Origin of the sequence: Neiella marina (assembly GCF_002165625.1) — a bacterium.
Classification (GTDB): domain Bacteria; phylum Pseudomonadota; class Gammaproteobacteria; order Enterobacterales; family Neiellaceae; genus Neiella; species Neiella marina.
On record NZ_NGNS01000009.1, the window covers coordinates 94,263 to 114,458 of the forward strand.

Annotated in this window: 18 protein-coding genes and 5 tRNA genes; 3 read left to right on the forward strand and 20 right to left on the reverse strand. The window is 49.5% G+C overall.

Annotated features, from left to right (window positions below; genetic code table 11):
- Positions 1 to 16: 16 nt before the first annotated feature.
- The 3 genes from holA to leuS form a co-directional block, all read right to left on the reverse strand.
- A complete protein-coding gene (gene holA, locus CBE68_RS08975; RefSeq protein ID WP_087505748.1) occupies positions 17 to 1,066 on the reverse strand; it encodes a DNA polymerase III subunit delta in 1,050 nt (349 codons plus the stop codon).
- Positions 1,067 to 1,094: 28 nt separating this feature from the next.
- On the reverse strand, positions 1,095 to 1,574 hold the full coding sequence (locus CBE68_RS08980; protein ID WP_087505749.1) for an LPS-assembly lipoprotein LptE: 480 nt from the start codon (positions 1,572 to 1,574) through the stop codon (positions 1,095 to 1,097).
- A 77-nt stretch (positions 1,575 to 1,651) separates the two neighbouring features.
- On the reverse strand, positions 1,652 to 4,228 hold the full coding sequence (leuS, locus tag CBE68_RS08985; protein ID WP_087505750.1) for a leucine--tRNA ligase: 2,577 nt from the start codon (positions 4,226 to 4,228) through the stop codon (positions 1,652 to 1,654).
- Between the two features lie 192 nt (positions 4,229 to 4,420).
- Here leuS and CBE68_RS08990 point away from each other — a divergent pair, with 192 nt between their 5' ends.
- Positions 4,421 to 4,918: a zinc ribbon-containing protein gene (locus tag CBE68_RS08990; protein WP_158100552.1), complete on the forward strand. Its 498-nt coding sequence runs from the start codon at positions 4,421 to 4,423 to the stop codon at positions 4,916 to 4,918.
- A gap of 556 nt (positions 4,919 to 5,474) precedes the next feature.
- On the opposite strand, the gene lnt is transcribed toward CBE68_RS08990, so the two are convergent.
- From lnt to miaB, 5 genes are read right to left on the reverse strand one after another with little or no spacing between them, the layout of a single operon-like run.
- Positions 5,475 to 7,019, reverse strand: coding sequence for an apolipoprotein N-acyltransferase (lnt, locus tag CBE68_RS08995; RefSeq protein WP_087505752.1), 1,545 nt, complete (start codon positions 7,017 to 7,019; stop codon positions 5,475 to 5,477).
- Between the two features lie 42 nt (positions 7,020 to 7,061).
- Positions 7,062 to 7,943 (reverse strand): CNNM family magnesium/cobalt transport protein CorC, encoded by an 882-nt coding sequence (gene corC, locus CBE68_RS09000; protein ID WP_087505753.1) that lies wholly within the window; start codon positions 7,941 to 7,943, stop codon positions 7,062 to 7,064.
- A 22-nt stretch (positions 7,944 to 7,965) separates the two neighbouring features.
- Positions 7,966 to 8,436 (reverse strand): rRNA maturation RNase YbeY, encoded by a 471-nt coding sequence (gene ybeY / locus CBE68_RS09005; protein ID WP_087505754.1) that lies wholly within the window; start codon positions 8,434 to 8,436, stop codon positions 7,966 to 7,968.
- Entirely contained in the window at positions 8,436 to 9,512 is a 1,077-nt protein-coding gene (locus CBE68_RS09010; RefSeq protein WP_087505755.1) for a PhoH family protein, read from the reverse strand. The genes ybeY and CBE68_RS09010 overlap by 1 nt, the downstream gene beginning before the upstream one ends.
- A 41-nt stretch (positions 9,513 to 9,553) precedes the next feature.
- Positions 9,554 to 10,984: a tRNA (N6-isopentenyl adenosine(37)-C2)-methylthiotransferase MiaB gene (gene miaB / locus CBE68_RS09015; RefSeq protein WP_087505756.1), complete on the reverse strand. Its 1,431-nt coding sequence runs from the start codon at positions 10,982 to 10,984 to the stop codon at positions 9,554 to 9,556.
- A 235-nt stretch (positions 10,985 to 11,219) separates the two neighbouring features.
- Between miaB and CBE68_RS09020 the strand changes: the two genes are divergently transcribed.
- On the forward strand, positions 11,220 to 12,419 hold the full coding sequence (locus CBE68_RS09020) for an FAD-dependent oxidoreductase (protein WP_087505757.1): 1,200 nt from the start codon (positions 11,220 to 11,222) through the stop codon (positions 12,417 to 12,419).
- 4 nt (positions 12,420 to 12,423) lie between these two features.
- On the opposite strand, the gene CBE68_RS09025 is transcribed toward CBE68_RS09020, so the two are convergent.
- From CBE68_RS09025 to CBE68_RS09055, 7 genes are all read right to left on the reverse strand, one after another.
- Positions 12,424 to 13,140 carry a phytanoyl-CoA dioxygenase family protein gene (locus tag CBE68_RS09025; RefSeq protein WP_087505758.1) on the reverse strand — a complete coding sequence of 239 codons (717 nt, stop codon included), beginning with the start codon at positions 13,138 to 13,140 and terminating at the stop codon, positions 12,424 to 12,426.
- A 196-nt stretch (positions 13,141 to 13,336) separates the two neighbouring features.
- Positions 13,337 to 13,411: transfer RNA gene (locus CBE68_RS09030), tRNA-Gln, on the reverse strand.
- Positions 13,412 to 13,533: 122 nt separating this feature from the next.
- Positions 13,534 to 13,608 (reverse strand) — tRNA-Gln (locus CBE68_RS09035).
- A 6-nt stretch (positions 13,609 to 13,614) separates the two neighbouring features.
- Positions 13,615 to 13,699: transfer RNA gene (locus CBE68_RS09040), tRNA-Leu, on the reverse strand.
- A 13-nt stretch (positions 13,700 to 13,712) separates the two neighbouring features.
- Positions 13,713 to 13,789, reverse strand: a tRNA-Met gene (locus CBE68_RS09045).
- Positions 13,790 to 14,005: 216 nt separating this feature from the next.
- Complete coding sequence (locus tag CBE68_RS09050; RefSeq protein ID WP_158100553.1) at positions 14,006 to 14,782, reverse strand: substrate-binding periplasmic protein; 777 nt, start codon at positions 14,780 to 14,782, stop codon at positions 14,006 to 14,008.
- A 521-nt stretch (positions 14,783 to 15,303) separates the two neighbouring features.
- Positions 15,304 to 15,861, reverse strand: a complete 558-nt coding sequence (locus tag CBE68_RS09055) for a hypothetical protein (protein ID WP_087505760.1) — start codon at positions 15,859 to 15,861, stop codon at positions 15,304 to 15,306.
- Positions 15,862 to 16,160: 299 nt separating this feature from the next.
- Between CBE68_RS09055 and CBE68_RS09060 the strand changes: the two genes are divergently transcribed.
- Positions 16,161 to 16,400: a TIGR02922 family protein gene (locus CBE68_RS09060; protein ID WP_087505761.1), complete on the forward strand. Its 240-nt coding sequence runs from the start codon at positions 16,161 to 16,163 to the stop codon at positions 16,398 to 16,400.
- A 71-nt stretch (positions 16,401 to 16,471) separates the two neighbouring features.
- On the opposite strand, the gene ychF is transcribed toward CBE68_RS09060, so the two are convergent.
- The 5 genes from ychF to CBE68_RS09085 all read right to left on the reverse strand — a co-directional run bounded on the left by ychF (position 16,472) and on the right by CBE68_RS09085 (position 20,192).
- A complete protein-coding gene (ychF, locus tag CBE68_RS09065; RefSeq protein ID WP_087505762.1) occupies positions 16,472 to 17,563 on the reverse strand; it encodes a redox-regulated ATPase YchF in 1,092 nt (363 codons plus the stop codon).
- A gap of 60 nt (positions 17,564 to 17,623) precedes the next feature.
- Positions 17,624 to 18,211 (reverse strand): aminoacyl-tRNA hydrolase, encoded by a 588-nt coding sequence (pth, locus tag CBE68_RS09070; protein ID WP_087505763.1) that lies wholly within the window; start codon positions 18,209 to 18,211, stop codon positions 17,624 to 17,626.
- An 18-nt stretch (positions 18,212 to 18,229) separates the two neighbouring features.
- Positions 18,230 to 18,859, reverse strand: coding sequence for a 50S ribosomal protein L25/general stress protein Ctc (locus CBE68_RS09075; protein ID WP_087505764.1), 630 nt, complete (start codon positions 18,857 to 18,859; stop codon positions 18,230 to 18,232).
- 270 nt (positions 18,860 to 19,129) lie between these two features.
- A complete protein-coding gene (locus CBE68_RS09080; RefSeq protein ID WP_143824520.1) occupies positions 19,130 to 20,074 on the reverse strand; it encodes a ribose-phosphate pyrophosphokinase in 945 nt (314 codons plus the stop codon).
- 43 nt (positions 20,075 to 20,117) lie between these two features.
- Positions 20,118 to 20,192, reverse strand: a tRNA-Gln gene (locus CBE68_RS09085).
- Positions 20,193 to 20,196 lie beyond the last annotated feature (4 nt).

Below are 20,196 nucleotides of genomic sequence, written 5' to 3' on the forward strand. Positions count from 1 at the left end.
GTTTCGCTCTGACTCGCTAAACTTGTTCTGCGGCTAGCAACCAGTCAGCAGAAGCATTGGTATTCATCAGTAACTGACAGCATTGACTGATTAACGGCCAACTGGCTTGGGGATCGGCTTCGGCCCCTTTGACGTTGCGTTCTAATTTTGCCACCACCAGTAGTGCCTGCTGTAGTTGCTCGGCTGATAGTTGGTTGAGGGCTTGTTTCAGCACTGGCTGGCGCGATGGCCAGATGCGAAACTGCTTGAATAGCTGTGCTTGATTCGACGGGTGCTGCTTGAGTTGCAGCAGCTGACTGATTTCTCTGCTCAGCGCCCAACAAACCACCACGGGTTCCGCGCCCTCATCACGGAGTTGACTGAGCATGTGACTGAGCGCTTGCTGATTGCCAGCAAGCAAGGTGTCGGTCAGTTGAAAGACATCGAATCTCGATTGATCGATTAATGACTGATGCAATTGTTGGACTGATATCGGTTGGTTGGGATAAAGCAGAGCTAACTTTTCCAACTCCTGGCTCAGCGCCATTAAATTGCCTTCATGATGATCTTGCAGGTACTGCAATGCATCGAGCGGTAATTGGACGCCGTGTGTGCGGGCTCGTTGCTGTAGCCAGCGAGTCAAGCGGTCGCCGCTTGGTACATTGATAGCCACGGTTACTGCCAACTTACCCAAGGCTTTAAACCATTTGGCGTTTTGCTGTGCCTTTTCCAACTTAGTACCGTGGCAAATCAGCAATAAATCTGGGCTTGGTTGCTCGGCGTAGTGCTCGAAAATTTGCCCCGCATCTTTGCCTATCTTGCCATTGCCAACATCCACCACGATAATTCGCCGACTGGCAAACAAACTCATACCTTGCAGTGCTTCGGCCAATTGCATAGCGTCATCTGTGGTGTCGAGATAGAGTCGTTCGGTCTCGTCAAAGCCCTGTGCTTTGCCAGCATCAACGATGGCACTGACTGACTCAAAGCGTTGCAGTGGTTCGTCGCCAAATACTAGATAAGCGGGTTGAACAGATTGCTGCAATGCCTGTGGCAGTTGGTTGGGATAAAGTCTGGCAGTGGCCATGGCTGGTGCTCAATAATGCCTGAGTGGTCTACAGCGATGACAGCTGAGCAAGCAGTTGAAACGAGATCTGCTCTCGCATTTCTTGCAGTAAGATTTCTCGCTCGCGGCGCTTAGCTAACGCTTGGCGAGGGTCATCGAGGTAATCGCGCTGCACTTGAAGGTCTAACTTCTTGGGCTTTTGGCCCGGTTGTATGACGTTAACATTGAGCCGATAGACCAAGCGGTATTCCGCTACCTGACCATCAGGGTAAACCGATAGATTAGTGCGCTCTAATCGGTCTTTGCCGAGAATCACTCGAGGTGCTTCGTCCGTTGCAACATCCAGCAATACGATGCCGCTGTCTTTAAAGCGTTTGCTCACCTCGCGGGAAATCGCCGCGTATGGGTCTTGTACCTGCAAATGCAATTGTTGGAATTGGTCGGGAAGGGTGTAGCTACCACGAAGCTGGAAACCGCAAGCACTCAACAAGGTGCATAGCACGAGAGGGAAAAGCCAGCGTTTTAACATTTATTGCTCCTGCAAATGCGGTCGCTACCAGTGTAATTGAAGCCGGCGGACAGCGCTATGACTGACCGCCGAATGCGTTAGTTTGCAACGATATTCAGAAGTTTACCCGGTACGTAAATTATTTTACGAACGGTTTTGCCTTCGGTGAACTTGCTCACATTGGCATCATTCAAACCAGCTTCTTCAACGACTTCTTTACTGGCATCGGCTGCAACGGTAATTTTGCCACGCACTTTGCCGTTCACTTGAACAACGATTAGCTTTTCGTCTTCTACCATGACGCTATCATCAGCTTGTGGCCAAGGGGCATCCTCGGCATTGCTGTTGCCAAGCGCGCGCCACAGTTCATCACAGACGTGAGGTGCAATTGGGTTGAGCATCAATACAATGGCTTCGGCCGCTTCGGCGAGAACGGCTTTGTCTTGGTCGCTTTCTGCCGATGCTTTGGTCAGGGTGTTCATCAATTCCATTACCGCGGCAATGGCGGTGTTGAAGGTTTGACGACGGCCTAAATCATCAGACACTTTGGCGATGGTTTTGTGAACGGCACGACGTAAGTCTTTTTGGGCTTTGTTCAAGCTGGCCGCATCTAAAGCTGGTACCGACTCGAAAGCGGCTACGTCTTGGACGAACTTCCAAACACGCTTAACAAAACGGTGTGAACCTTCAACGCCAGACTCTTGCCATTCCAGTGTTGCTTCTGGCGGTGCGGCAAACATCATGAACAAGCGCACGGTATCGGCACCGTACTTTTCAACCATGAGTTGTGGGTCGATGCCGTTATTTTTCGACTTCGACATCTTGCTCATACCGGCATAGTTCAATTCGGTGCCATCGGTGCTGGTGGCCTTGGTGATACGGCCTTTGTCATCTTTTTCCAGCTCGACGTCCGTTGGTGATACCCACACTTGACCACCTTTCTCGTCGGTGTGGTAAAACGCATCTGCCAACACCATGCCTTGGCATAATAGCTTTTTGAATGGCTCGTCAGACTGAACTAGACCTGTGTCACGCAATAACTTATGGAAGAAACGTGAGTACAACAGGTGCATCACCGCGTGCTCGATACCACCGACATATTGATCCACTGGCAACCAATAGTTAGCAGCGTCTGAATCCAACATGCCTTCATCAAAGTTTGAACAGCAATAACGGGCGTAGTACCAGCTTGATTCCATGAAGGTATCGAAGGTGTCCGTCTCGCGGGTCATAGGCTGACCATTGACTTCAACTTTGGCCCATTCGGGATCGGCTTTAATTGGGCTGGTGACGCCATCCATAACGACGTCTTCTGGCAGAATCACCGGTAATTGGTCTTCTGGTGCCGGTACCGTGTTGCCGTCGGCATCGGTCAACATTGGGATTGGTGTACCCCAATAACGCTGGCGGCTAACGCCCCAATCGCGGAGACGATAGTTAACCTTGCGCTCGCCTTTGTTGTCGGCTTCCAGTTTACTGGCAATGGCATCAAAAGCTGCCTGGAATTCCAAACCGTCAAATTCGCCAGAGTTAAACAAAACACCTTTGTCGGTGTATGCCGCTTCGGAAATATCAACTTCGCCATCGGCTGGTTTAATCACCGCCTCAATCGGTAAACCATAGGCTTGAGCAAACTCGTAGTCACGTTGGTCATGACCTGGCACTGACATTACTGCACCGGTGCCGTAATCCATCAGCACGAAGTTAGCGACCCAGATTGGTACTTGCTTGCCGGTCAGCGGGTGAACCGCAAACAGGCCAGTGGCAATACCTTTTTTCTCCATGGTTGCCATGTCGGCTTCGGCGACCTTGTTGTTTTTGCATTCGTCAACAAAGGCGGCTAGCTCGGCATTGCCTTCAGCGGCTTTGGCTGCCAATGGGTGACCCGCTGCGATCGCCACGTAAGTGACACCCATAACGGTGTCGGGGCGAGTGGTATAAATGTGTAGAGGCTCATCTTGGCCAGCGACATCAAAGGCCATTTCAATGCCTTCAGAACGACCAATCCAGTTACGCTGCATGGTTTTAACCGTGTCTGGCCAACCTTCTAACTGGTCGATGTCGTTCAACAGCTCTTCGGCGTAATCGGTGATCTTGATGAACCACTGGGGAATTTCTTTCTGCTCGACTAGAGCGCCTGAGCGCCAACCGCGGCCGTCCACTACTTGCTCGTTGGCCAGTACGGTTTGGTCCACTGGATCCCAGTTCACCGTGGCCATCTTCTTGTATACCAAGCCTTTGTCATAAAGCTTGGTGAAGAACCATTGCTCCCAGCGATAGTACTCTGGCGTACAAGTCGCCAGCTCGCGATCCCAATCGTAGCCAAAACCCAGCATTTTCAGCTGGTTCTTCATGTACTCAATATTTTCATAAGTCCAAGGCGCTGGCGCTGTTTTGTTTTTGATTGCGGCGTTTTCCGCAGGGAGGCCAAAGGCATCCCAACCAATTGGTTGCAATACGTTTTTGCCTTGCATTCGTTGGAAGCGAGCAATCACATCACCAAGCGTGTAATTCCGAACGTGACCCATGTGCAAGCGGCCGCTAGGGTATGGGAACATCGACAGGCAGTAGTATTTTTCTTTGTCGTTGTCTTCTTGAACAGAGAAGGTTTTTGCTTGCTGCCAAGCAGACTGAACTTGCGATTCAATCTCGCGGTGGTTGTATGGCACGTCCATTGATGGTTCCGTTAATTACACTGTGAGCGCCGAGCCGAAATGTCTGGTGCAACCAGAGTCCGACTGACTTTGAAAATTTAAGGCCGCATAGGATACCGCATCCGTGATCCAGCCAACAAGACTAAACCGCCGGTTTATCTAAACTGATTGTATGGAATGCCGAAGTTCGACGTCGATCCAAAGGTGGACACCATGAGTAATGAAAACAACAAAGACTATGAAACGCTCATCGATAAAGTGTTGGAGCGACTAAAACACGAGCAACACTTAACCGCTGATGCCCTAGATCATTGGCTCGAGCGTGCTGCTGAGTATGTCGGGGCGGCAAGCGATTTAACCAAGGATGAGCTGACCTTGATGCGCGATTATCTGAAGCGTGACTTTCAGGCTTTTGCCGATTCGATGGATCCGGACTCTAAGACCCATCCACCATCCGTTTGGCTAACAGGGATCAGTCAAGGTATTTGGCATAACCTAATGGAAATTACCGATAAAACCCAATGTGAGTGGCGTGAATTGTCGGATGATTTGAAGCATGACGGGGTGTATCGCCGAGGGGAGTATGTTGGTTTTGGCGTACTCCGTTGTTGCAACTGTGATCATGTCTTAGAAGTTTATCACCCGACCCAATTGAGTAGCTGCGCCAATTGCGGCCACGATGAATTTGCCAGAGAGCCGTTTGAGCCTTGATTAATGGTTAAGCACTGCAGTTTCCGAAGAGCGGACCAAATGTTTCATCAACAAGCTTCTGCTGCAGGACGCAGCAGTAGAGCCATCAGGGAAGATTTTACGGCATCTTGTTGAGGGAACCTTTGGTTCGGTCTTTTCCTCATACAAGCTTTCTTGAAGTAGTTGTTGTTCGGTGCTTACCAAGAATGCCTTCGGAGCATCACGGAGGCAGGCAACAACACGAACCGGTGACGCTCAAGTCCATCCATGGAACGCTCTGCACCCGGCATCCATGCCGGCTGAAGCACCTCTCGCGTTGCTTCCTACCTCCTTGGGAACCTCTGGTTGGCTGCTATCTGCTTAGGTGGAGATTTCGGGTCAAAAGGGAAATCGCTGGAGCTTCTGAAGAGCGGACCAAGTGTTTCATCAACAAGCTTCTGCTGCAGGACGCAGCAGTAGAGCCATCAGGGAAGATTTTACGGCGTCTTGTTGAGGGAATCTTTGGTTCGGTCTTTCCTCGCATCAGCTTTGGGCTCTGGCAAATCGCAGCCTGCCGATGGAACTTGCAGGGAAGTGATTACTTGTACCGCCAGCGGCGCCAAGCCGCAATCAGAATAATCAAACCTGACAGCGCCAAAACTGGCCCGTGACCGGTGCGGGCGAACAGCGTTTGGCCGCGATATTGGGCTACTTCGGCAGTTAACACAGCTTCGGTGAACTGCGGCGCCTTGGCCATAATCGAACCATCGGCATCGATCACTGCGGTCACGCCATTATTGGTGGCGCGCAGTACCGGGCGAGCGAGCTCTTTGGCGCGCATTTGAGCGATTTGCAAATGCTGGTGTGGGCCAATAGAGTCGCCAAACCACGCATCATTACTCACAGTTAGAATAAAATCGGTATCTTGTTGAATGTTCTGGCGAACCTGCTCTGCAAACAGGATTTCGTAGCAAATCGCCGAGGCCAGCTTCCAGCCATTGGCTTCCAAATTGTGCTGTACGTAACCGCCCCGACTAAACGAACTCATGGGTAAATTAAACAGTGGCGCTAATGGTCTAAGAATATCGCCAAACGGCACGAATTCGCCGATTGGTAACAGGTGGTGTTTGCTGTACCGGTTGTTGTGACCGTAGATATAACTGCTTTTATCAAGCTCCGGCGCTCGGCGCCCCAACACAATCAAGTTGTTGAAGAACACTTGGCTGTAGGGTTGATAATCGATGATACCGGTGATTAGAGCACTACCTTTCCAGGCCAATGTTGCATCGATGTTTTGTAAGTAGCTTTGGGCTTGGATTTCGATCGCTGGAATTGCTGCTTCAGGCCAAATTAACAAGTCATGGTCGTAGTATGGCCGGCTCATGTCCTGATATTTGCTCATGGTTGGCCATTGTTGGTCTGGCTCCCACTTTAGGCTTTGCTTAATATTACCCTGCACCAAAGCGACTTGAGCTGACTTGTCGGTCGGTTGGGTAATCTCTTGCTGGTTGAGCCAATAGGTTGTAGCAGCAATGACAGCAAAAGCAGGTACCAGCCAGTACAAATTTTGCTTGTTAGTCAGGTAACTCACCATTACCGCCAAGCAAGCGACTAACCAGCCAATGCCCATGACCCCGATAAACGGAGCCCAGGCGAACAGCCAACTACTGGTCTGACTGTAGCCTAACGCCAACCAAGGAAAGCCCGTAAGTAGTTCGCCGCGAAGCACTTCACCGAGTAGCCACAATGACGGGAATAATAATAAATTAAATGCTGGCGGAACTGTGTCTCGCAGACGGTACCAAAGCCAACCTGAAAAAGCGGGGAACAATGCCAGATAGCCACACAGCAAACACATCAACAGTAGTGACACTGCGAGTGGTAGGCCGCCAAATGAATCAATAGAAACGTGAACCCAACTGATACCAACGGTAAATTGACCAAAACCAAAGGCAAACCCAATTGCAGCGGACTGGCGCCATGACGCAGCCATTTTCAATAGATTGAATAGCCCGGCCATTGCCAAAATGGCAACGATGGCCTGCTCAAATGGCGCGTAGGCCAATGGATACGTGGTACCAAATAGGAACGCCGCCAGCATCAGTAGCCAACGGCGGTAGTTAGTTGCAGTTGCTTTGTTCATTGGTTAGTGGCAAACATCAATGTTATGGCGCTTCGGGGCAGGCTATTCAGCAACAGTCTCTTCGGCCTGTTGTTTGAGCACCTTAACCTGCAATTGTGACACCCTGCGTTTGTCGGTCGCCATCACTTTAAATTGGAAACCACTCAACTTAATTGATTCGCCTCGTTCTGGCATATGACCAAATGCGTGGACCACCATGCCACCGACCGTATCAAACTCTTCGTCGCTAAAATCAGTGTCAAAATAATGATTAAACTGATCGATAGCGGTTAGTGCTTGAACCGAATAGAGGCGTTTGCTGACCTGACGAATTGGGTCGCCATCACTTTCGACATCATCAGTTTCGTCTTCAATCTCACCGACGATGACTTCCAAAATGTCTTCAATAGTGACCAGACCTGATACCCCGCCGTACTCGTCGATGACGATGGCCATGTGATAGCGATTGGCGCGGAATTCTCTGAGCATGACGTCTACTCGTTTGCTCTCAGGTACCACAACCGCTGGTCGTAGGACGTCTTCGAGGCTAAACGGGTTATCATTGCGGCCAAAGGCATACGGCAGTAGATCCTTCGCCAATAGCATGCCTTCGATATGGTCTTTGTCTTCTGAGATCACCGGGAAGCGAGAGTGAGCTGAATCCAGCACTGTCGGCATGAACTCATCAACGGTTTGAGTGAGCTCAACGGTGACCATTTGCGAACGCGGGATCATGATGTCCCGAACTCTCAGATCATCAACTTCCAACACGCCCTCAATCATTTGAGCAATGTCGGTATCAAATAGACCGTTGGATTGGGCGTCTTTGATAATTTCGATAAGTTCTTGCTGATTTTTCGGCTCTGCATGGAATAATTGGCCCAGTTTTTCTAGCCAGCCTTTCGGCGCAGAGCCGCTGCTAGAGTGGGGGTTATCGTCGCTCATGATGTCCTGTTTCGTTGTACTATCAACGTTCGATGTAAGGATCTGGAATTGCAAGCTGCGCTAAAATCTCGCGCTCTTTTTGCTCCATTACCTCAGCCTCATCATCTTGTATATGATCATAGCCGAGTAAATGCAAGAGGCCATGGATGACCATGTGGGCCCAATGATGTTCTAGTGGCTTTTGCTGCTGTTGTGCCTCAATCGCGACAACTTCGGCGCAAATCACTAAATCACCGAGCAATGGCAAGACAATTCCTGGCGGTGCTTCAAACGGAAACGACAGCACATTGGTTGGTTTTTCTTTGCCGCGATAAGTGCTATTGAGTTCCTGACTTTCGTCGCTATCAACCACACGAATCGTGATTTCCTGCAGAGCAGCAGGCGCATGTGGTTGCACCGCAACGAATGCAGTATCAAGCCATGTTTCAAACATGGCTTCGCTAGGAATAGCAGAGCACTCTGTTGCTCGCTGTAAATCAAGCTCAATGGCCATTAAGCATTTGAATCCGTGGTTTTGGCAGCGGCTGCTTTTTCAGCATCGGCTGCACGTTTAGCCTCAGCCTTAATTTTAGCCTGCTTTTGGTCGTGGGCATCGTATGCCTGGACAATTCGCTGAACTACCGGGTGACGGACGACGTCTTCAGCCATAAACATATTGAAGCTAATACCATCCACTCCTTCGAGAACTTCAATGGCATGGCGCAAGCCAGATTTCTGGTTTTTCGGTAAGTCGATTTGGGTGATGTCACCGGTGATCACCGCTCTGGAATTAAAGCCAATTCGAGTCAAGAACATCTTCATTTGCTCGACTGTGGTGTTCTGACTTTCGTCAAGAATGATAAAGGCGTCATTCAGAGTACGGCCGCGCATGTAGGCCAATGGTGCGACTTCAATGACATTGCGTTCGATCAATCGCTCAACCTTCTCAAAGCCCATCATTTCAAATAGCGCATCGTAGAGCGGACGCAGATAAGGGTCGACCTTTTGACTCAAGTCGCCGGGCAAAAAGCCGAGCTTTTCGCCTGCTTCCACGGCTGGGCGAGTGAGCAGGATGCGACGGATTTCTTGCCGCTCCAACGCATCGACAGCCGCCGCTACCGCCAGATAGGTCTTGCCGGTGCCTGCTGGACCAATGCCATAGGCAATATCGTGGCTCAAAATGTTCGCTACATACTGAGCTTGATTTGGGCCACGAGGGCGGATCACGCCACGCTTGGTTTTGATGAAGGTTTCTTTGCCTTGCCACGCGTGCTCGGCGGCTTTGTCGCGCTGTTGCTCCAGCGCATTGCTCTCTTGTATTTCAAGATGAACTTGCTCAGGCTCGATATCGCTGTAGATGCCTTTTACCGGCGCCGTTTCTAAGTAAAGACGACGCAATACGTCAGCAGCGGCTTGGGCCGGAATGTCAGAGCCGATGGCTTTGAAGTTGTTGCCATTGTAGGCAATCTCAACGCCGAGGCGACGCTCGATTTGTTTGATGTTGTCATCAAACGGGCCACAGAGGGCAGAAAGCCGGCGACTTTCGGCCGGCTCGAGGGAAAACTCAACAGTAGTTAGTGTTTGGCTCAATGTGTTTTGCCTTGTCTCTCTTAGAGTTATGTCAATCGTAATTAGGCGTTCGGGTCGAACATCACGGCGCCATTGCTTTCTTCAGCAACCTGACGACGGGCCAGAATTTCTGCCGGAGCCGTTTCGACCCGTAAGCCCATCTCGTCTTCTGAGCGAATAAATTCGCCACGCAGTGAGTTGGGGAACACATCAACAATCTTGACGTCAGCAAATTTGCCGATTAAGCGATGGTCGCCTTCAAAATTCACCACCCGGTTGTTCTCGGTACGGCCGCGAAGCTCCATTGGATTTTTCTTCGAAGGTCCCTCAACCAAAATGCGCTGCTCGGTACCGTGCATGTCGCGAGCAATTTTCTGTGCCTGTTGGTTGATGCGTGCTTGCAAGATGTGCAAACGCTGTTTCTTTTCTTCTTCGGTGACATCATCTGGCAGATCCGCCGCCGGAGTGCCCGGACGGGCGCTGTAAATGAAACTAAAGCTAATGTCGTAATCCACCGCTTTAATCAGATTCATGGTGGCTTCAAAGTCTTCCGCTGTTTCACCTGGGTAGCCAACAATGAAGTCACTGCTCATGCAGATGTTCGGCCGAATTTTCTTCAATCGACGAATCTTGGATTTGTACTCAATGGCGGTGTGGCCGCGCTTCATCAGGTTCAGAATCCGGTCAGAGCCTGATTGAACTGGCAAGTGCAGGTGATCGACCAACTCAGGCACATCGGCATACGCTTCAATGATGTCATCAGTGAATTCAACTGGATGAGAAGTGGTGTAACGAATGCGATCAATGCCATCGATGCTGGCGACTAAGCGCAGCAACTCTGAGAAATGACAGATCTCGCCATCATGAGTTGCGCCACGATAGGCGTTCACGTTTTGACCGAGTAGGTTCACTTCACGAACACCTTGGTCGGCTAACTGAGCGATTTCATACAGCACGTCATCAAGTGGCCGACTGACTTCTTCCCCGCGGGTATATGGCACCACGCAGAAGGTACAGTACTTAGAACAGCCTTCCATGATCGATACGAATGCAGTCGGTCCTTCAGCGCGAGGTTCTGGCAAACGGTCGAATTTCTCGATTTCAGGGAACGAGACATCGACCACTGGCTCACCGGCTTGCGCTGCGGCGATCATTTCCGGTAAACGGTGCAAGGTTTGCGGGCCGAAAATGACGTCAATAATTGGCGCGCGTTGGCGTAAATCAGCCCCTTCTTGCGAGGCAACACAGCCACCCACGCCAATGACTAAGTCAGGGTTACTTGCTTTTAACTCTTTCCAGCGGCCCAGTTGGTGAAACACTTTTTCCTGCGCTTTTTCACGGATCGAGCAGGTGTTAAGCAGCAACACATCGGCTTCTTCCGGCTCTTCAGTGTATTCATAACCGGAATTTGAATTGAGGAGATCGGCCATTTTTGATGAATCGTACTCGTTCATCTGGCAACCCCAAGTTTTGATATGAAGTTTTTTGCTCATTCGTGTTTTGGCCTTTAATACCGCTGGCTGAAAAATAAGGAGGCGTATTTTAGCGCCTGTTTTGGCTGCTGACCATAGTTGTGGTGAATGATTTTTATACAGTCAGCATCAGGGCCAAGCTTCTGTGCGTTTGCGGCAGGTGATTCAGTCGCTAAATCAGGACATAATGTCATGCCCAAGCGCGACAGCTACTGCTTTCAGATTACCCATCTTGCGCAGTGAGAGAAGGACAACGATGAACGCCAGCAAACAAACCCCAACAAGCCCAAAGTCTACTTCGGCCTCCCTAGATGTACTCATCGTTGGTGGCGGTATGGTTGGTTGCGCTGCGGCCTTGTTGCTCGCCGAGCAGGGCAAACGAGTGATGGTGCTGGAGCGATTTGAGCCAAAATCGATTGATGCCGCTTCGCCAATGGGGCTGCGAGTGTCTGCGCTAAACCTCGCCAGCGAGCAGTTACTTGCTGAAGTCGGCTGCTGGTCTGATATTGCTGCGGTTCGGGTTTGCCCCTATCGTCGTTTGGCTGTTTGGGAAGATCAATTGGAGCCGGTGGAGTTCCGAGCCAGCGATATTGAACAGTCCCATTTGGGGCATATTGTAGAAAATGAGTTGGTGCAGATGCTCTTGTGGCAACGATGCCAGCAGCACCCGTTGGTCGATTGCCGATTAATTCAAGCTGTTGAATCGCTGTCGCAGAGTGATGAATGGGCAACGTTAACGGTTGATGGACAGTTGTATCAGGCGCAACTCATTCTCGCCTGCGATGGTGGCTTGTCGCGTGTCCGTCAACTGGCCGGTATTGGCGTCGAAGGCTGGCAGTATCAGCAGCACGCGCTGGTGGTCGGTATTGATACTCAAACTGAGTCGCAAGATATTACTTGGCAACAGATGTCGGCTACGGGGCCCAAGGCCTTTTTGCCGCTGGCACAAGGCAAAGGCTCACTGGTGTGGTATCACCAGGCCGACAAAGTCGCTCGATTAAAGCAGTTACCAACGGCTCAGCTCAAGAGTGAGCTGTTGCAAGCATTTCCTGCTGTGCTGGGCGATTTTACCATTGAGCAGGTGGCTTCCTTCCCGCTGACTCGTCAGCATGCGCAGACATATTCCAAGGGCAGAGTGGTGCTGGTTGGTGATTCTGCTCATTTGATTAACCCACTGGCAGGACAGGGAGTTAACCTCGGCTTTAGAGATGTCAGAGCGTTAGCTGCAGTGATGGCTGACAACCAAGACTGGGCAAGTTCCGAAACACTGAAGCGCTATCAACAGCAGCGCAAGCGCGACAACCTCACCATGATGTCGGCGATGGACGCCATTTATGCGACTTTTAGCAATGATTTGCCGCCACTTAAACTCGCCCGTCAATTAGGACTTAGCTTGGTCAACAAGTTGCCAATCGCTAAGCGACTGGCAACTGAATACGCCTGTGGCTTGAAATAAGTTGTTAGGCGTTGGCGAGTCGATCTTCAATCACTTCGTTAGTTTTAAAGCTGTAACGCATATTGGGGTAGACGCATATGTCGGTCACGTCTTTCGGTACACCGGCCGGTATCGCGCGACAGTTGGTAGAAATTCGATATTTGCCGATCACAGGCTCGACTCGGTGCCAAGCATGACCATGCAACAGTACTAGGGTGCCCTTACGAGGTTTAATCACCACTTGGTCTTCATAGAAGGTGTCGTTTTCTTCGCTCGCTGGCAGTACACCTGCTTTATGACTTTTTGGCACTACCAAGGTGTAGCCACCGATGTCTTCAGTGACATCCATGGTGTAACTCAAACGGTTGATGTTAAACAGCTTGGGATCTTCCGGCGGGCAGTCTTGATGCCATGATTGACCTTTGGTACCGCTCTTGGAGAACATCACCATGCTATACAGCGCTTCCCAGCCTTCACCCAGAATTGCTTTGGTTAAGCCAACTAAGTGCTCATGGTTATCAAAGTAATCAAACTCTTTGACTCCTTCCCATTGCGGAAACCAAGGGATCACCTCGGTTTTTGCTTTCTCTAGAAATTCTTCGTTGTGAAAAAACTCAGGGGATTCGCCAAAGTAGTCGAGGATCTGCTGATTAAATTGATCCATGATTTCATCTTCAAAGAAATTTTCGAAGATCAAATACCCTTGTTCCCAGAATTGCTTGGCTAACTGTTCGTAGTTCATAGATTCGCTCCCACCACTTCGCTTTTTTTATTGAGTATCGTTTAGACGATGTTTTATTGGTTTCAGGCTAACCGGAGCGGCGATAAAGGTGGATTTCGTATTTTCAGATTCGAATTACTATTTTTGCCGGAACTGGATTCGGAGTGGTAGGCAACAACAAAAAAAGCCCACTCAAATGAGTGGGCTTTCTGAATAATGGCTGGGGTACCTGGATTTGAACCAGGGAATGGCGGCATCAAAAGCCGCTGCCTTACCGCTTGGCGATACCCCAACAAAACTGGGTCATTAAAAAAGCCTGCACAAGCAAGCTTTTTACGGCAACAACGCTAAGTGGCTAGCTTGTTACCAGAATCAAGATTGTTGCTAAACGCAATCATCTCAACTCAAGAATAATGGCTGGGGTACCTGGATTTGAACCAGGGAATGGCGGCATCAAAAGCCGCTGCCTTACCGCTTGGCGATACCCCAACAAAATGGTGCGGAAGGAGAGACTTGAACTCTCACACCTTGCGGCGCCAGAACCTAAATCTGGTGCGTCTACCAATTCCGCCACTTCCGCACATAAGAAGACATGGTGGCTATGGCGGGACTTGAACCTGCGACCCCAGCATTATGAGTGCTGTGCTCTAACCAGCTGAGCTACATAGCCATCTTCTTTTTACCTTCGGCTTGGGTGTTACCCTTGCCGTTGGTGGCGCGTATTATGCGAATCGAAGGGGGTGTCGTCAAGCCCCTTTTTTAGCAATTTTTTCGCTTGCTCATGATTTGAACTATTTTCGTCGAAACTGGTGTTATTTTCGGCAAAAAAGCGAATTGCATGAGTGATTATCAGGCTTGCATGTGGGCGAACAGGTCGAGACCATGACTATTTTGTGGTTTTTTGCGTCGCAAGCACATCCATTTGATTGGGGTGGCCGCGGCGGGGAAGTTTTAAGATAGCAGTACGATCAATTTTGCCTTGGTGCTCTAACTGCCTCAGTTGGCTTGTAATCAGCGGCACTAATTGATGATGTTTTTTATGTAAGTAATGATAAAACATCAGATCGCGATCCAGCGATCTTAAAATCTTCAGTTTGTTGCCCTCGTTTTCACTGATGAGCTGCATCGCCTCACTTTCAGTTAAAAAGATGGCATCGACGCGGTCTTTGAGTAGCATATCGATTAACACATCATTCTGAGTGACCCGAACAACATTCAATTGGTATTTATCCGCCATGTTTTCATGGTCGACGAATCCTAAGGTAATGCCGAGTCGATAGTCCCGCATTTGCTCAAATGATTGCGCTTTGACGCGTTGATTCGCCACCATTACCGATTTCAATTGACACAGTGGTACAGGGATTTGCATTAAGTTTGGATATTGAATGTCGGTGCCGGCAACCCGCAGCATTTCACCATCAGCCAAACCAGCATTGGCGATCGTGAGTGAACGTTTACTAGGTAACACCAAGTACTCAACGGCAATGTCCAATTGTTCATATGCTTTGGCGAGAGCCCGTTGCGCGCAAATGAAGTTTTCCCCCAAGCTGTTTCGGGTGATGGTGATGGTGGTATTGTCCGCGAGTGCTGAGTACGGCAGCGTAGTTATTGCAACTAACAAGGTTGCAATGGCTGATTTGATAAGTCGTGTGATACTCGGCATATGGATATACTCCTCTTTCTCGCGGCCTTGGTCTGCGCAATTCATTGCTATCCCACTGCGGCCTGAGCATTGCGATTGGCACTCTATCGCCTAGCTGCTCGTTCGATATCCATTCATGCAACGGCAAATTCGTTGGGTTTAACGTCCACTGTTTCACAGTAGTCACAAATCTTACATCAAACATAGTATGTTTAACATCATCATAACTATAACTGTGATGCAAGTTGGTCTCTAAAGTGCAGCGGCTACTGCCGGTGACGCTCGTGAGTAGGTGGATCTAATCGGAAAACTCGAGAGGGGGTATGACGGTTGGATATCGAAGTGTTCTGTAGCAGGGGCTGCCGGATAGCTAAGCAGATCTGATTAAAAATGGCTCTGAAGCAGATAAGGTCGCTGGTCGTATCGGTTTTGATATTGAGTATGTCAGGGGCCGGCAAAAACAATAAGTTAGTTGCTGAGTAGATTAAAAAGGTTGCCAGTTGGCAACCTTTTTATTGCGGCACTTTGGCGCCAGTGCGGCATTAAATTGCACCATGGGTTTCCTTTTTCGCACTGGTGGCATTGGCTATCATCTCTGCGAGAGGAATGAACGGGAATGATGGTTCATAGCACTTGAGCTCATCATAGGCGGTCGCAACCTTGTCTGCGGCAGACAGTCCTTTAAAGTCGCTTTTCTCCAATCGCAACTCTTCGGTCAGTTGTGCCCACACCATAGCTTCCCATGGCAGCAGGTAACCGCTGACACCAGCGATATCAACTTTTGCTTCGGTATGAGCATTGGGAGCTAGCAAGAATATAGAAGCATCTGGCGCAAGATCAGTTGCATAGCGTTCGATGAAAAGCTGAATGTCAGCAACTGCATCGAGACCTCCCACTACCATTTGCAACTTGTCGTTGTTGGCCAGTAGTACAACATCGCGTACCAAAGACGTGGGAGGTTTGCGACGGCCAGATGTGTCGGCTACTTCGCCTTCAACTAATACCAGCTCACCACGGTATGCTTGTACGCCATCACTGGTCATGGCCTTGAAGTTGGTATTGAAAAGCACACCTTGTTGTTCATATTGATCTAACAGCATGTTCAGCTCCGGATAATCGTTTCATGTTTGGGTGTCATCTAGCGATCCAGAGTGCAAAATCTGCTCCGTTTAGGATGTGATAATAAATATATAAATAACAATTGGTTAGGATGATTAGATAATTAAGTGTATTGTTACAAGCATCACAGGGTGTCGCATTTAGCACCAAAAGCGAGGACCACGACGGCTGTATTGTTTAAATGTTTGATTTGCCTCCTACCTAGTTTTGCTGCATCTTGTTAGTGTCATTGTTCAAGCAATAAGCCTCCTAGTTGCGGGCTGTTTTAGGAAGGGACGCAATGAAGACTGTAACCGTTTTGTACTACACCAACTCAGATCTGAGATTATCTGATTCGATACTTGAGCTGGATGTGAGAACAAATGGTCGGGTAGTGATCCCGGCAGATTTCAAGCAAGGAAAACAGATCATTGCTGTACTTGAAGGTGAGTGTAAACTGCTCAATCGTTTAGGTGAGCGGATTGTGCCTCAAGATGCAGAGGAAACAGCGAGCGAAGGAAGTCAGCTTTACTGGGATTAGTACCGAGCTAAATGTGACAAAAAAGGCTGCCGTAGGGCAGCCTTTTTGTTAAACAACTGATAGCTCAGCCGTTAGACGTTGAAGCGGAAGTGAATCACGTCACCATCTTTAACGATGTATTCTTTACCTTCAAGACGCCACTTACCAGCATCTTTGGCACCACTTTCACCGTTGTTGTCAATGTAGTCATCAAAGCCAACGACTTCGGCGCGAATGAAGCCTTTTTCAAAATCGGTGTGAATCTTACCGGCAGCTTGTGGCGCAGTCGCGCCCACAGGTACCGTCCATGCACGTACTTCTTTAACACCCGCAGTAAAGTAAGTGTGTAGATGAAGCAATTCATAGCCGCCGCGAATCACGCGGTTCAGACCTGGCTCTTCTAAGCCCATATCGGCCATGAATTCTTCCAGTTCTTCATCTTCTAGTTCGGCCAGCTCAGATTCGATTTCAGCACAAACCGGCACAACCACGGCATTCTCTTTCTCGGCAATCTCACGGACCACATCCAAGTACGGGTTGTTTTCAAAGCCATCATCATTGACGTTGGCGATATACATGGTCGGCTTGATGGTGAGGAAGTTAAGGTAGTTGATGGCAGCCTTTTCTTCTTTGGTCAGCTCCAAGGTACGAATCATGTCGCCTTCTTCGAGCACCGCTTGAATACGCTCGAGAATTGGCAGTTCGAACTTGGCATCCTTATCGCCGCCTTTGGCTTTTTTCAGATTGCGCTGAATAGCACGTTCGCAGGCTTCTAAGTCAGATAACGCCAGCTCAGTGTTGATCACTTCAATATCTGAGGCCGGATCAACCTTGCCATCAACGTGAACGATGTTTTCATTTTCAAAGCAACGAACAACGTGGCCAATGGCATCCGTCTCGCGGATATTACCAAGGAATTTGTTACCCAAGCCTTCACCGGTAGATGCGCCTTTTACCAAACCGGCAATATCGACGAACTCCATGGTCGTTGGCAGAATTTTTTGCGGGTTGACGATATCCGCCAATTGCTGCAAGCGTGGATCGGGAACCGGAACCACGCCCGTGTTTGGCTCAATGGTACAAAACGGGAAGTTAGCTGCTTCGATGCCAGCTTTAGTCAAGGCGTTGAACAGGGTTGATTTACCAACGTTTGGCAAACCGACGATGCCACATTTAAATCCCATAACAGGTTCCTCAGATATTGATTGCCAACGTGCTAGTTGAGCTGGCCAGAAATCTTGTGGTTATGCTTTAAAGCTATGAAGGCGGTTCATGGCCTTGGCCAAACCGTCTTTGCCGATAATATCGAAGCAGCGGGCAGCTTCGTCAATGGCGGCATCAATTGCTTGTTGCTCTGCTTGCGGTGCTTTACCTAAGACATAACCGCTCACGCGATTTTTGTCGCCAGGATGGTCAATGCCAATTCGCAAGCGAAGGAAATTCTTGTTGTTGCCCATTTTACTGATGATGTCACGCAGACCGTTATGACCACCGTGCCCGCCGCCACGTTTGAACTTAGCCACGCCCGGCGGCATGTCGAGTTCGTCGTGTGCCACTAAGATTTCTTCTGCTTCGATTTGGTAGAAGCGGGCAAGAGCGGCAACAGCCTGACCACTGCGATTCATGAAAGTGGTTGGTACCAGTAAGCGAAAGTCGGTGCCGTTTTGCTGGATGCGAGCGGTATAGCCATGAAACTTGGCTTCGGGTTTGAGCGTGACGTGGTGGATGCGGGCAAGCTCCTCCACAAACCAAACACCCGCGTTATGGCGGGTGTTGGTATATTCGGGGCCTGGATTTCCCAGGCCCACGACGAGTTTGATTGGATGGTCCATATCAGGGGACTATCAATCTTACTCAGCGTCGCCTTCAGCGGCTTCGCCTTCTGCTTCTTCAGCAGCGCCACCTTTGGCAGCAGAGATGCTAACAACAGCCAAGTCGTGAGACTCACCTTTTGCTAGTTCTACAGACTCAACGCCTTCTGGCAGCTTGATTTCTGACAAGTGAATTGTTTGACCAATTTCAACGTCAGCCAAGTCAACTTCGATGAACTCAGGTAGGTTAGCTGGCAAGCAAGAGATAGCAATCTCGTTCGCCAAGTGGTTTACAATACCGCCGTTCTTAACTGCAGCAGCCGTTTCTTCGTTCAAGAAGTGAACTGGAACAGTAGTAACCAAAGCGTGAGTAGCGTCAACGCGCAAGAAGTCCAAGTGAGTAACTTTTGGCTTGAACGGGTGACGTTGCATATCTTTAACGATTGCTTGTACCGCAGTACCGTCGATGTTCAAGTTGATTACAGAGCTGTAGAAAGACTCAGCTTCTTGAGCTTTCAATACTTTGCTGTGTTCCAGAGTCAAAGCTGTAGGCTCTTGCTCGGCACCGTAAAGGATCGCAGGAACTTTGTCGGCGTGACGTAGGCGGCGGCTCGCACCTTTCCCCAGGTCAGTACGGACTACTGCATCCAGAGTAATTTGATCAGACATTTGTCGTCTCCAATAGAGTTAAAGATGTTGGTTTTTGCGACCAAAACCAACGTTAATAAAACACCCTGATGTCAGGGGCGCGGTATTCTATCCCGCAGACGGTAGCGCTGCAAGCTGTTTGTTAGGGGATAAATTGCCAGCTAACTGGTGGCAACCGCTGTGGCAATAAAAAAGCGAGCTAACAAGCTCGCTTTTTTATGGTTGCGCAATTGGCAACTGCCACTTTGAACGGATGTTTTCTTAACGCAACGATCTTTACCGGTACTATTTTTACCGGAACATTGCCGAAATCGATTCTTCGTTGCTAACCCGGCGAATGGCTTCTGCCAACAAACCAGACATGGTCAGCTGACTAACTACTGGTAGGGCGGCCATTTCTGGATGGAGTGGAATGGTATCAGTGATTACCACTTCATCCAGCACTGAGTTCTTAATATTCTCAATGGCATTGCCAGAGAAAACAGGGTGAGTGGCGTAAGCAAATACTCGCTTCGCGCCTTGCTCTTTCAGGGCTTTTGCCGCTTGGCATAGAGTACCGCCAGTATCGATCATGTCATCGACCAAAATACAGTCACGGTCTTTAACATCACCGATGATGTTCATCACCTGAGAGATGTTGGCGCGAGGACGGCGCTTATCGATAATGGCCAGATCGCAATCGTTCATCATCTTGGCTACAGCGCGAGCACGCACTACACCACCAATGTCTGGTGACACAATCACTGGATCATTGAAGTCTTTTGACAACATGTCTTCGAGCAGGATTGGTGAGCCGAAACAGTTGTCCACCGGCACATCAAAGAAGCCCTGGATTTGCTCAGCATGCAAATCAACAGTCAATACGCGGTCAACGCCAACGCTTGATAAGAAGTCAGCCACCACTTTAGCGGTAATTGGTACCCGAGCAGAACGTACACGACGGTCCTGACGAGAATAGCCAAAGTAAGGAATCACTGCGGTGATACGGCCCGCTGAGGCGCGACGCATTGCATCAACCATCACAATCAATTCCATTAGGTTGTCGTTGGTTGGTGCACAAGTACTTTGGATGATAAAGACATCCAAACCACGCACATTTTCTTTAATTTCAACGGCAATTTCGCCATCGCTAAAACGGCCTACTGATGCTTGGCCAAGGCGGACGTACAAACGGTCTGCAATTTTTTGAGCGAGTTCTGGCGTTGCGTTGCCAGCGAAGAGCTTCATATCGGGCACGGTGTTAACCTCGTCGGGGTCGTGGCTGCCTGTGTATTGATGATGGCTGGGGTACCTGGATTTGAACCAGGGAATGGCGGCATCAAAAGCCGCTGCCTTACCGCTTGGCGATACCCCAATCG